The organism is Flavobacterium sp. TS_SC_5 (genome assembly GCF_056156265.1).
In genome coordinates this window covers 781,376-793,502 of the sequence record NZ_CM149588.1, presented here as the reverse complement: position 1 = coordinate 793,502, position 12,127 = coordinate 781,376, and the positions used below count along the sequence as shown (strand labels likewise).

At 33.0% G+C, this 12,127-nt stretch carries 13 protein-coding genes; 5 read left to right on the top strand and 8 right to left on the bottom strand.

Going from position 1 to position 12,127, the window contains the following annotated elements:
• Positions 1-23: 23 nt before the first annotated feature.
• Positions 24-551, bottom strand: a complete 528-nt coding sequence (locus tag AC0J6S_RS03520) for a DUF3575 domain-containing protein (protein WP_474955460.1) — start codon at positions 549-551, stop codon at positions 24-26.
• 508 nt (positions 552-1,059) lie between these two features.
• Between AC0J6S_RS03520 and AC0J6S_RS03515 the strand changes: the two genes are divergently transcribed.
• From AC0J6S_RS03515 to AC0J6S_RS03500, 4 genes are all read left to right on the top strand, one after another.
• Positions 1,060-1,872: a LytR/AlgR family response regulator transcription factor gene (locus AC0J6S_RS03515; RefSeq protein ID WP_474955459.1), complete on the top strand. Its 813-nt coding sequence runs from the start codon at positions 1,060-1,062 to the stop codon at positions 1,870-1,872.
• A gap of 177 nt (positions 1,873-2,049) precedes the next feature.
• On the top strand, positions 2,050-2,235 hold the full coding sequence (locus AC0J6S_RS03510; protein ID WP_474955458.1) for a hypothetical protein: 186 nt from the start codon (positions 2,050-2,052) through the stop codon (positions 2,233-2,235).
• Positions 2,236-2,339: 104 nt separating this feature from the next.
• Positions 2,340-4,364 carry a tetratricopeptide repeat-containing sensor histidine kinase gene (locus AC0J6S_RS03505; protein WP_474955457.1) on the top strand — a complete coding sequence of 675 codons (2,025 nt, stop codon included), beginning with the start codon at positions 2,340-2,342 and terminating at the stop codon, positions 4,362-4,364.
• A gap of 20 nt (positions 4,365-4,384) precedes the next feature.
• Positions 4,385-5,080 carry a response regulator gene (locus tag AC0J6S_RS03500; RefSeq protein WP_474955456.1) on the top strand — a complete coding sequence of 232 codons (696 nt, stop codon included), beginning with the start codon at positions 4,385-4,387 and terminating at the stop codon, positions 5,078-5,080.
• Between the two features lie 60 nt (positions 5,081-5,140).
• Here AC0J6S_RS03500 and thiL read toward each other — a convergent pair whose 3' ends face one another.
• Entirely contained in the window at positions 5,141-6,187 is a 1,047-nt protein-coding gene (gene thiL / locus AC0J6S_RS03495; protein ID WP_474955455.1) for a thiamine-phosphate kinase, read from the bottom strand.
• A 105-nt stretch (positions 6,188-6,292) separates the two neighbouring features.
• Here thiL and AC0J6S_RS03490 point away from each other — a divergent pair, with 105 nt between their 5' ends.
• Positions 6,293-7,225 (top strand): 1-phosphofructokinase family hexose kinase, encoded by a 933-nt coding sequence (locus AC0J6S_RS03490; protein ID WP_474955454.1) that lies wholly within the window; start codon positions 6,293-6,295, stop codon positions 7,223-7,225.
• An 80-nt stretch (positions 7,226-7,305) separates the two neighbouring features.
• Here AC0J6S_RS03490 and lepA read toward each other — a convergent pair whose 3' ends face one another.
• From lepA to AC0J6S_RS03460, 6 genes are all read right to left on the bottom strand, one after another.
• Positions 7,306-9,102: a translation elongation factor 4 gene (lepA, locus tag AC0J6S_RS03485; protein ID WP_474955453.1), complete on the bottom strand. Its 1,797-nt coding sequence runs from the start codon at positions 9,100-9,102 to the stop codon at positions 7,306-7,308.
• 110 nt (positions 9,103-9,212) lie between these two features.
• Positions 9,213-9,584, bottom strand: coding sequence for a hypothetical protein (locus tag AC0J6S_RS03480; RefSeq protein ID WP_474955452.1), 372 nt, complete (start codon positions 9,582-9,584; stop codon positions 9,213-9,215).
• Between the two features lies 1 nt (position 9,585).
• Positions 9,586-9,822 (bottom strand): DoxX family protein, encoded by a 237-nt coding sequence (locus tag AC0J6S_RS03475; RefSeq protein ID WP_474955451.1) that lies wholly within the window; start codon positions 9,820-9,822, stop codon positions 9,586-9,588.
• Complete coding sequence (locus AC0J6S_RS03470) at positions 9,823-10,068, bottom strand: hypothetical protein (RefSeq protein ID WP_474955450.1); 246 nt, start codon at positions 10,066-10,068, stop codon at positions 9,823-9,825.
• Positions 10,069-10,088: 20 nt separating this feature from the next.
• On the bottom strand, positions 10,089-10,754 hold the full coding sequence (locus AC0J6S_RS03465; protein WP_474955449.1) for a GIN domain-containing protein: 666 nt from the start codon (positions 10,752-10,754) through the stop codon (positions 10,089-10,091).
• 134 nt (positions 10,755-10,888) lie between these two features.
• Positions 10,889-12,094: a helix-turn-helix domain-containing protein gene (locus AC0J6S_RS03460; RefSeq protein ID WP_474955448.1), complete on the bottom strand. Its 1,206-nt coding sequence runs from the start codon at positions 12,092-12,094 to the stop codon at positions 10,889-10,891.
• Positions 12,095-12,127 lie beyond the last annotated feature (33 nt).

The following is a 12,127-nucleotide window of genomic DNA, read 5'->3' as shown; positions in this document are numbered from 1 at the left end:
GATTGAGAAGCTTTTTTATTTTTTTAAAATCGGTAACCTAAAGTTATTCCGCCTCGACCAACTACTTCTGGACTATTATCGCTAAATAAATTGCGTCCTATTCCAGCATTGATTTCAAAGACAAATCCTTTTCTATGAATCCATTTGGATCCAAGACCAAAACCAAGAGCAAAATCAGTATAACGCTCTTCGTCGATATTGGTTAAATTTCCATTATTATCATAATAATACGTTTTATTATTGACACCAGCATTTATCATACTAAAACCTTCTACAAAAAATCCAGCTGCTGGTTTTTTTCCAAAATAAGCTCTGTAATATGGCGTAAGGCTAAAGTTAGTGTTTATGTCATCTTCATTTATGAAAAAGAGGGAAGCTCCAACACCGGCATCCTCATTAATTAGACGTTCATACGTTACTTCTACTGCGCCTAGTACTAAAAAAAGAGCATTTCCTTTTAATTCATTTCTTTTGAAATTTGTGGTTTCTTTTTCTTGGGTAAAACCCAAAAAAGAGGAAGTTAAGCATAGTAAGGCAAAAAGGTTTTTCATAGGGTTGGTTTTTTTGGATAAAAGTAAGATAAATTTGTAAAAAAAGCATTCTTAGTACATCAATTATTTTAGGTATTCATTGATTATTAGAAATGTGGCTAGCATAATAATTTGACATTTCGTTAGGACTAATAAAGTAATCACTCAGCCAATTATTAAAAGTGGTTCTACAGTTTAGAGTGATAATAAATACTTTAGTCAAAAAACAAATCAAATATTTTTAATGTGTAGCAAAAAAGATAACCTTATGCCTTTTAGCAAACAGTTAGTAATAATATAGCTTTATAGCATGCGATTGTATTGCCTTCTTACTATTTATTTATGGAATTGTAATGCTAACAGTTCTCATAACAGTATTAAAAATTTGGTTTAAAGTAGTAATCTATTTTTATTACTTGTTATTTCATACTTTTGTTGATACAATTTCCTTAATGAAAACTAATTACATTTGAGTCTATTGTATATTTCATTTTAATGTAGGCTATAATCTATTCCAGAAAAAACGCCGATGAATTATTCGTACGTTATTATTGACGATGATCAAGAAAGTATTTTGAAAACTAAAGCAATTGCAGATGGTTTTTCAGAACTTTCCTTTATTGGCTCTGTACAAAATGCTGTGGATGGTTTAAATCTTATTTTAGAAAAAAAACCAGAAATAATTTTTCTTGAAATTGATCCAGTGCATGTGGACTCTAATTTATCACTTGGTTTTATTGATACTTTACACAAATATTTAACGATACTTCCTAAGATTATTGTGACTACGCAAGAAAAGAATTTAGCTTTTGATTCTTTTCAATACGAAGTGAAAGAGTACTTATTGAAGCCGGTAACTCAATCGGATATTATAAAATTGATGTTGAGGTTAAATAAATCAAAAAGGGAGGAAGAAATAGGGATTGTCGAACGAGCAAAACATACTGACAATTCTCCATTTTCATCGGAACAAAAAATGCCAAATGAATTACATCCTTTACGATTGTGTATAAAATCCTATGGAGATCACAGGTATATTGATGCTAAAGACATTTGTTTCTTCCAAGCAGATAATAATTCTACAGACATTCATTTGAATAACGGTGAAATGATAACGGCTTTCAAAACACTAAAATATTTTGAAGCGGTATTATCCTATCCTTTTATCAGGATTCATAAAAGTTATATTGTAAATCGAAACTATATTTCTCGAATCCACAATGGAAACTCAGTTTGTTATATAAAAAACACCAATTCAAGATTGCCTTTTTCTAAATTGTACAAAGGTAATGTTGATCAAGTTATTTCTGATTTTGCTAATGGAAATTACCTAGAAATTTAAAATAATGCAGTTTACCCTAATTTGATACCTGTACACTACCAATTGAATATGTTCTACCACTAACCCTTTTTTAGGTGTTGTTTTTTGGGATATGCGAAGTAGTTTTACATCATGATACAGTGATAATCACCGTCATAACAAATGTAAAAACAACAAAAAACATAAAATTCCCAAATTATGAAAAAAGCAATAGTAACAATCGGATTATTCTCTTTAGTGATGGTATTAACTTCTTTTAATTCAAATGAAGAAATCACTACAACAATAAAAAAAGACAATAAAGCAGAGGTCTTTAAAATTGAAAATGTAAAATTAGGGATTAGTGGAGCAGGAGCTACAGGGGGGAACAAGAAAATGGATTAATAAATTCCTCATAAAAATATACAAGGCTGCCAAAGAGATTTGACAGCCTTTTTTTATGGGACTAATTTTATTTTGTTATTTTTGACAGAACTATATTCTCTCTATTGAAATTTATCTCATCTATATTACTTGTTGTTGTACTCTTTCTTCTTGGTTGCAACCAAAAGAAAAAAGTATTTGCTTTTGATCAGGGTTTAAAAGACAGTCTCTCTTCTTATTTTTCTTTGGCAAATGATTTCGATTTGCCTCCTCAGTTGAGAGAAAGATATATAAAAAAAGCATCAAAAATTGTTGCAGGTCAAGAAAATGACTCGTTGCATCGAGTAAATTTATTCAAAATCGCTAATCGATATTACAACTTAGACAAATATGAAGAGTATAAAAAAACAGTGTTTGTGGTGCTGAAAAAATCTGAAGAAAAAAAGGATTTTTTTAGCCTTGCGAAGGGTTTTACTTATCTAGGGGATTATTATGATTCTCAAGCAGTATCCGATAGTTCTTTTTCATATTACGACAAAGCCGAAAAAATGTTTATCGAGTTAGAGGACAAAATTAATCAAGCAAGATCAATTTTAAACAAAGCCAACTTGCAGTATAAAGAGAGTGATTTTTTGGGATCTGAAAAAGCGGTTTTTAAAGTTTTAAAAATTATAAAGAATGTAGATGACAGCGAACTTCAATATGACGCTTATAATTTGTTAGGATTGATCTATAACGAATTAGATGATTTTAATAATGCAATGATATACCACAACAAAGCCTTGGCAAGTATCGATGAGGAGTTGACCGCTTCTTTTTATCAACCAAAAGCGACTTCTTACAATAATATTGGATATGCATATCTTAAAAACGGTAAATACGAGCAGGCAAAAAAGTATTTTCAAAAGGGATTAGAACAAAAAAATATTTTCAGAGACAAACCATTTGTTTATGCGATGTTGTTAGATAATTTAGCTCTTTCTAAATTTAAGCTGAATGAAAAGGAATTTATTCTTGATCACTTTTATAAATCATTGAAAATTAGAGATAGTTTGCAACTTACAACGGGTATTATTACCAGTAAATTGAACTTGTCAGAGTATTTTATTTCTGTAAAAAACATTTCAAAAGCAAGTCAGAATGCAAAGGAAGCATTGGCATTATCAAGGAGCTCTAATTCATATCGTGATATTTTAATCTCATTAAAACAATTGTCCATCATTGAGCCTCAAAATGCTGCGATTTATTCTAAAGAATACATTAGTGTCAATGAAAAACTTCAAAAATCAGAGCGAAAAATAGGGAATAAATTTTCCCGTATCGAATTTGAAACAGAAGAGGTAAAAGAAAAAAACTCCAATTTGACGACTAAAAACAGGAATCTGTTGTATGGGTTAATTTCTTTTGCAGTGTTTGGATTATTACTGTATGTCGTAAAGACACAAAAAAATAAGAATAAAGTCCTTATTTACAAACAAAGGCAACAAAAAGCCAATGAAGATATCTATAATTTAATGATTTCCCAGCAAAGTACTATTGAGACCGGAAGAGTTAAAGAGAAAAAAAGAGTTGCCCAGGAATTGCATGACGGTGTTTTAGGTAGGATGTTTGGTTTGCGGATTAATTTGGATAGTCTAAATAAATTTGATGATACCATCGCCGTTGAAAAAAGAAATAATTACCTGCTGGAATTAAAGAATATTGAACAGGATATACGTGAGATTTCCCATGATTTGAGTAGGGAAAAATCAGAATTAATTAATAACTTTGTAGCCATTCTAAACAACTTATTTGAGGACCAAAAGAAAACCTTTGAATCTAAGTTGAATCTAAGTATTGATCCCACTATTAAATGGGATTTGATGAGTAACTCCACTAAAATTAATTTATATCGAATTATCCAGGAGTGTTTGCAAAATATTAATAAATATGCGAATGCGGATACCATTAACATAAAATTTAAGAAAGAGGAAAGTAATCTTGTTCTGGAAATTATGGATGATGGAATAGGTTTTAATGTGAACAGAACAAAAAAAGGAATAGGTTTGCAAAACATCCGTTCTAGAGCCCATGAATGTAACGGTACGGTTGAAATAAATTCAAAAATGGGAGAAGGCACAGTTATTGCGGTCAAAATTTCGTTAGAATAAATATAAACACTTACAAATAAATGATAATTGATTCAACTGCAGACATCTTAATCAAAAATAACATATTGATTGTTGATGACCATCCTTTTATAATTGAAGGATATAAAAATGCAATAACACGGTACCATCCAGAGCAATATCATTTTTGTATTGATCAGGCTAAAGATTGTCAATCCGCATATGACATTATTACTAATCCGGATACTCCTCTATTTGACATCGCTTTTTTGGATATTAGCATGCCACCGTATGCAGAAAAAAACATTTATTCTGGGGAAGATTTAGCAAAATTATTATCGCAATATATGCCGAATTGCAAAATTATTTTGTTAACCATGTTTACGGAGCTATTAAATATAAAAACCATTATAAAGACTATAAATCCGAGTGGGCTGGTTATAAAAAATGATTTAACTTTTGATGAATTACTTTTTGCATTCGATAAAGTTTTAAAAAATAACAAATATTACAGTGAGTCGGTTCTGAAAATGCTGAATCAATCTGAAGAAAATACGATACAAATTGATCAATTTGATAAACAAATTTTATTTCATTTATCAAAAGGTACTAAGTTAAACGAAATTACGCAATACATCCCGATTTCATTAGTCGCAATTGAAAGAAGAAAACTTAACCTAAAAGAGTTATTAAAGATAGAAGGCGGTAGCGATATCGACTTAGTCCGTGAGGCAAAAAATAAAGGATTGCTTTTCTAAATTTTCTTAAACAAAAACGACACCTAGTAAGTGTCGTTTTTTGTTTTGTTTAATGAAGTTTTATTGCGTCAAAGCATCCCAACCACGTGCTTTTAAAGCAATTTTGGTATTGGCACGAGTTACTAAATGAATCCCTTCACTTTCTTGTGTCATGTGACCAATAATAGTGAAATTTGGATTTGCTTTGATTTTTTCAAAATCGTCCATGGCAATGGTGAAAAGCAATTCGTAATCTTCACCGCCGTTTATGGCAACTGTTGTACTGTCGATATTGAATTCTTCGCAAACATTAATAAACTGAGGATCAATTGGTAATTTGTCCTCATATAAATTACAACCCACCTTAGACTGCTTGCACAAATGCATAATTTCAGATGATAATCCATCCGAGATATCAATCATGGAAGTAGGCTTAATTTCTAAAGCGTGCAATAAAGTACGAACATCTTTACGTGCTTCCGGCTTCAATTGACGTTCGATTAAATACGTATACGCATCTAAATCCGGTTGTGAATTTGGGTTCACCTGAAAAACTTGCTTTTCTCTTTCTAAAACTTGCAATCCCATGTAAGCAGCTCCAATATCTCCGGTAACCACTAATAAATCAGTTTGTTTCGCGCCGTTTCTGTACACAATTTCTTCTTCATCTGCTTCGCCAATAGCGGTAATGCTGATAATTAATCCTTTTTGGGAGGAAGTCGTATCACCACCTATAACATCGACATTATATTCGCGGGCTGCATGCGTAATTCCTTCAAATAATTCATCCAATGCTTCCAGTGGAAAACGATTGGATACCGCAACAGAAACTGTTATTTGTGTTGGCTTAGCATTCATCGCGCAAATGTCAGAAACATTGACCACGACCGCTTTGTAACCCAAATGTTTTAACGGCATGTAAGCCAAATCAAAATGCACACCTTCAATCAGTAAATCAGTAGAAACAACGACCTTTTTATCTTTGAAATCCAAAACGGCGGCATCATCCCCAATTCCTTTTAAAGTTGAAGGCTGGTTGATTTCAAAGTTTTTTGTCAAATGGTCTATCAATCCAAATTCTCCTAATTGGGCAATACTTGTACGTTGTGGGTTTTTATCTTCAATCATTATTTTAATTGTTTTGAGGTTGCAAATATACAAAGAAATATTCGCCTTGATTTGTATCAATTTTTGCCATTTTTTTGCATCTTTAAGTAATTAAAATCATCAACAATGGAATCATTTGATATCGTTACTATAACAGTTAACTCGGCTTTGGATAAAAGTACCCATTTTAAAGGCTTGGTTCCTGAACAGAAAATTAGATGTGAGGAACCGAGGTTTGATGCTGGTGGAGGCGGAATCAACGTGTCTAAGGCAATTTCCCGTTTGGGCGGAACTTCATTGGCAGTTTTTACATCTGGCGGGCCTACAGGTAAAATGCTGGAAGAATTGGTTGCTAAAGAAGGAATTGCTTTTGAAGCTGTTGCCGTTCAAAGTTGGACAAGAGAAAGTTTTGTCGCCGTGGATGATAATACTAATTCTCAATACCGTTTTGGATTTACCGGCGGAAAAATTTCCGAGGAAGAAAGCGAAAGAATTTTAGAAACCATAGTAGCTTTAAAACCAAAATTCCTAGTAGCCAGTGGCAGTTTGAATGAAGGTTTGTCAGCAGATTTTTATTCAAAAATCGCAGAAATTGCAAAAAAAACAAATGCTAAATTAATTATCGATACCTCAGGCGAAGCATTAAAAAAGGCGTTGGAAGTTGGTGTTTATATGATTAAACCCAATGTTGGGGAGCTTGCAAAATTAATAGGTGTAGAGCGATTGGAATTGGAGGAAGTAAACGATGCCGCAAAACAAATAATAGCTAAAGGTGGCGCCGAAATCGTAGTTGTTTCTCTCGGTCCGCAAGGTGCGGTGTTGGTTACTAAAGATGTTTACGAATTTGTTCCAGCTCCTAATGTCGCCAAAAAAAGTACTGTAGGTGCCGGTGATAGTATGGTGGGAGGAATGGTTTGTGCGCTTTCGCAAAATAAAAGTCTGAAAGAAGTCATTCGTTGGGGAGTTGCTTGTGGATCAGCAGCGACCATGAATGAAGGAACCCAATTGTTTAAATTCGAAGATGCTAAACGATTGTTTGAATGGTTGAAGAATAAATAAAAACAAAAAACCTGACAATTTTGAATCGTCAGGTTTCTAATATATTTATTCCTAATTCCCCCTTCGGGGGTTAGGGGGCTTTAATCATTCAACTTCAAAACAGCCATAAACGCTTCTTGTGGAATTTCAACATTTCCCACCAATCTCATACGTTTTTTACCTTTTTTCTGTTTTTCCAATAATTTACGTTTACGGGAAATATCACCACCATAACATTTGGCGGTAACGTCTTTACGTAATGCTTTTATCGTTTCACGCGAAATCACTTTTACCCCGATTGCGGCTTGAACAGGAATGTCAAATTGCTGACGTGGTATTAATTCTTTCAACTTCTCACACATTTTTTTTCCAATAGAATACGCATTGTCGGCGTGCATCAAAGAAGATAAAGCATCAACTATCGTAGCGTTCAATAAGATATCTACTTTAACCAAGTTAGAAGTTCTCAACCCAATTGGTGTATAATCAAAAGAAGCATATCCTTTAGAAACGGTTTTCAAACGGTCGTAAAAGTCAAATACAATCTCTGCCAATGGCATATCAAAAGTCAATTCAACTCGTTCTGTAGTCAAATACGTTTGATTGGTAATCAATCCACGTTTTTCGATACACAAACTCATTACATTTCCAACATAATCGGATTTGGTAATGATGGTTGCCTTAATAAAAGGTTCTTCAACATGGTCTAAACGAGAAGGCTCAGGCAAGTCAGAAGGATTATTTACTATAAGTGGTGTTGTAGGGTCTTTTTTGGTGTAAGCCAAATACGAAACGTTGGGAACGGTAGTAATAACAGTCATGTTAAACTCTCTCTCTAAACGTTCCTGGATAATTTCCATGTGCAACATTCCTAAGAATCCGCAACGGAAACCAAATCCCAAGGCTGCTGAACTTTCCGGTAAAAACACCAGCGAAGCATCATTCAACTGCAGTTTTTCCATTGAGTTTCTCAACTCTTCATAATCTTCGGTATCTACAGGATAAATCCCCGCAAAAACCATTGGTTTCACATCTTCAAAACCTTTAATTATATTTGTAGTCGGGTTTTTCGCATCCGTCAACGTATCACCCACTTTTACTTCTTTAGCCTCTTTAATCCCAGAAATTAAATATCCAACATCTCCTGCTGAAATGACTTGTTTGGGAACTTGGTTTAATTTTAAAGTCCCAATTTCATCTGCAAAATATTCGTTTCCGGTCGCCATGAACTTAATCTTCTGGCCTTTTTTAATCTGTCCGTTTTTTACACGGAAAATAACTTCAATTCCTCGAAAAGGATTATAATGCGAGTCAAAAATTAAAGCTTGTAACGGCTCATCCACATTTCCTGATGGAGGCGGAATTTTTTCGATAATTGCTGCCAAAATATTTTCGACACCAAAACCAGTTTTACCCGAAGCGTGAATAATATCTTCCAATTTACAACCTAGTAAATCAATTATGTCATCGCTTACTTCTTCTGGATTGGCACTTGGTAAATCTACTTTATTCAAAACCGGAATAATTTCCAAGTCATTTTCTAAAGCTAAATATAAATTCGAAATCGTTTGTGCCTGGATACTTTGTGCTGCATCTACAATCAAAAGTGCGCCTTCACAAGCTGCAATAGATCGTGAAACTTCATACGAGAAATCGACATGTCCCGGAGTGTCAATCAAATTCAAGATGTATTCTTGCCCTTTGTAAGTGTATTCCATCTGAATCGCGTGACTTTTTATGGTAATCCCACGTTCGCGTTCCAAGTCCATGTTGTCAAGCAATTGCGCTTTTTCTTCACGGGCAGTAACGGTTTGCGTGGCTCCCAGTAAACGGTCAGCAAGCGTACTTTTTCCGTGATCAATATGTGCAATAATGCAAAAATTCCTTATGTGTTTCATTTTCTGTATCTGTCAATTTTACTGATGCTCTCGCATTTAATTTGCAAATATAAGGTAAAAGTTTGACAGTTGAATTCGATTTAATTATGTGGTGTTTGAAAAATTAAGAATTAAGGATTTGTATGCTTATAATTGAATTTTGCTTTGTAAAAAGTAGTGTCTGTTGTGGAGAAATTAACTCTTCGGTTGTCTTGGTTTTCAAATTCTAAACTGTCATTTACCATAAATTTTATTTCAGTAAACGTATAACCAGTTTCAAAAGTAATGGTTAACTGGTATAGACTGTCTTTTTTAATGGCCTTCATTTCACTGTTTTTGCTCCATGATAGGGGTTTGTCATTCCCTTTTATACCCGCAGTTTTGATGTTTTTTATTTCGGATGCATCCAATGTAAAAACAACTGTTTTTTGATACGTTTTTTGAACGCAACCGGTCAAAATTAAAGAAAGTAGTAGTGCTATTATTGCTAGTTTAGTTTTCATATTACGCGTATTTTTTAGATAATAAATAATCAATTCCAAATCTTCCTGAACCAAGGATTAAATAGAACATTGTTACCCAAAGAAATCCCATTGCGGCAAGACAATTCCATAATCCGTTGTTGATTTGTTGCATGAAAATAGCAACCAGCATCGTGCAGATAATAAGGAATGATGTTACTCTTGTTTGCAGTCCCAGTTGTAAAAATATACCGCCAACTGCTTCTGCAAAGGCACCCATTCAAGCAAAGAACGCTGGAGCAATAGCAAAAATTCCTCCATAACTCGCTACATCATTAGGGAACCAAAAAGCGACTTCAAATAATCCTAAATTATTGTCAATTGGTGACCAAGGCATTCCAAATTTTGCTGCTCCAAAATCGAAGGCGAGTAAATATCCACATACAATTCGCGGAATTGTTAAAAATAAATCTTGTGACCAAGTTGGTAATAGTATAGGTTTTGTAATTCTAGTGAGTAGTTTCATATTTTTTAGATTTGAATTTGTTAGAGTTTAAGAATTAAATCACCATTGCCTGATTTTTTTGAGCCCGAATCAAAATTTGCTTTGCCTGTATTTATGATATCGCCATTTCCGGTTAATCTAGCTGAAAGCGTTTCAGAAACATTTACAGTTAAATCTCCGTTTCCACTGCTTTTTAATTCCGCTTTTTTAACGTTAAGATTTGAAGCGTCAACATCGCCATTTCCAATTTTAATAATGTCCAAAACATCTATTGTACCGCTAACATTGCTATCGCCATTTCCAGTATTTTCTAGTTTAAAGTAACGGCCTGAAATATTCTGAACATTCAAATTACTGTTTCCGGAATTTTTAATGACACTCGCTTCTGGCATTGTAATTTTGATTTTTAAATTGGTATTTTCAACATACATTTGATTGTCTTTGTTTCCTTTGAATTGAATTTTTAATTCATTCTCTGAAACATTTTCCGATAGATGTAAAAGACTTTCTACGTTGTCATCAATTGTAATTAAAATACTCCAAGGTTTACCAATTTCGACTTCGATTTTTCCATCTAAATCTTCAAAATAGACTTTGTCAAAGTTTTTGTAATCGAAGGTTTTTGTAACTATTTTTCCGGAACCCTTTAGTTGCGCATTTGCAAACGACGTAATTATTAGTACGATTGCGAAGAAGATTTTTTTCATAATTTATGCTTTAGGTTTTGATGCTGTTAGTAATTAGCAACAGGGCAAAGTTGGAGCATAAAAAACTGTTGAGCGCTTCAAATTATAATTTGATACTCATTTTTAAAGTGTGTAAATCGTTAAATAAGTGTATTTTATAGAAAATCGAGATATTCTTTGGGTATTTTTCCGGTATTTTTTTTGAATGCGCGGTTAAAAGTTGCTTTGGAGTTAAATCCACAATCGAAAGCAATTCCTAGTAAGGTCGATTTTTTATGTTCGCCATTTGCAAAACTATTTTTTACAGCTTCAATTCGGTAAGTGTTGATGCAATCGTTAAAGTTCATTTGAAAACCTTGATTGATGGTTTTAGAAATTATTGAAGCGTTGGTTTCTAATTTTTTTGCTAAATCCGTAAGTGTTAATTCAGGATTTTGATATAGTTTTTGTTCTTGAATTAGCGTTTCAATTTTAGATTTCCAATGCTCGATTTCGGGCGAAATCGTTTCTTTAAAAGTTTCATGTTGAATATCAATAATCGTTTCTGTTTCGTTGGGTTGATTTTTACCCAATAAAAGAACGGGGTTTTTATCAAATAATGACATTTTATACGGAATGGACGACAGCACAGGATTAGAATATCCCATGACAGCAATGTAATACATGACAATCGAAAAGAACAAATAAAACCACCAGCTACCTTTGTAAGATTTCATTTCTGGATAAATATATTCAATGATGTCAAAAATAATTGGCAAAACGAGCATTACCAAAAAGGCAATCAAGTACGTTTTTATCCATTTAAACAAAATGGAATCAGCGTAACTTACCACCTGAAACATTAGTTTTTTGTATACATTATAGTATCGAATACTTAAAATAAAATAAACAATCATCGAGGCTAAACCTAGTTTTTGATACAATGCATCAAAATCCTTGTCCAATCCGTCTTTATAAAAGTAATAATCACCATAGATGAATTTATCGTAAATAAAAATAGAGATGATATAAATAAAATAGATACATCCAGGAAGCAAATGACCAATGTCTTTTTTTGAAAATTTAAAAGAAGGATTCAACAAACTTTGCGTGTAAAAAAAGATTACGGGTCCAATAAAAAAGAGATGCTGTAATGGTGTGTAAAACAAAATATCCCGGTACGGTTGTTTGTCATACCAACCACCAAAACCAAGAAGCCAAGGTGCAATGTAGAGACTACATAAAAAAATAAAAAGACTCAGCCAATAATTCGATTTGTTTTCGGTTTTAATAGCTTTAGCAAGTAATAGACAACTGTAAATAATGCCTTGGGTAAAAGAAATAAGTAAAACGGAACTATAAAATCCAAAGTCAAAGTGCATCTGTGTGTTTTTGTAAAAATAGTATTAATTTAT

What these genes read in the sequence shown, in the direction of transcription:
- AC0J6S_RS03520 (WP_474955460.1), bottom strand. Translation starts at nt 551, where the DNA reads ATGAAAAACCTTTTTGCCTTACTATGCTTAACTTCCTCTTTTTTGGGT.
- AC0J6S_RS03515 (WP_474955459.1), top strand. Translation starts at nt 1,060, where the DNA reads ATGAATTATTCGTACGTTATTATTGACGATGATCAAGAAAGTATTTTG.
- AC0J6S_RS03510 (WP_474955458.1), top strand. Translation starts at nt 2,050, where the DNA reads ATGAAAAAAGCAATAGTAACAATCGGATTATTCTCTTTAGTGATGGTA.
- AC0J6S_RS03500 (WP_474955456.1), top strand. Translation starts at nt 4,385, where the DNA reads ATGATAATTGATTCAACTGCAGACATCTTAATCAAAAATAACATATTG.
- thiL (WP_474955455.1), bottom strand. Translation starts at nt 6,187, where the DNA reads ATGATTGAAGATAAAAACCCACAACGTACAAGTATTGCCCAATTAGGA.
- AC0J6S_RS03490 (WP_474955454.1), top strand. Translation starts at nt 6,293, where the DNA reads ATGGAATCATTTGATATCGTTACTATAACAGTTAACTCGGCTTTGGAT.
- lepA (WP_474955453.1), bottom strand. Translation starts at nt 9,102, where the DNA reads ATGAAACACATAAGGAATTTTTGCATTATTGCACATATTGATCACGGA.
- AC0J6S_RS03480 (WP_474955452.1), bottom strand. Translation starts at nt 9,584, where the DNA reads ATGAAAACTAAACTAGCAATAATAGCACTACTACTTTCTTTAATTTTG.
- AC0J6S_RS03475 (WP_474955451.1), bottom strand. Translation starts at nt 9,822, where the DNA reads ATGGGTGCCTTTGCAGAAGCAGTTGGCGGTATATTTTTACAACTGGGA.
- AC0J6S_RS03470 (WP_474955450.1), bottom strand. Translation starts at nt 10,068, where the DNA reads ATGAAACTACTCACTAGAATTACAAAACCTATACTATTACCAACTTGG.
- AC0J6S_RS03465 (WP_474955449.1), bottom strand. Translation starts at nt 10,754, where the DNA reads ATGAAAAAAATCTTCTTCGCAATCGTACTAATAATTACGTCGTTTGCA.
- AC0J6S_RS03460 (WP_474955448.1), bottom strand. Translation starts at nt 12,094, where the DNA reads ATGCACTTTGACTTTGGATTTTATAGTTCCGTTTTACTTATTTCTTTT.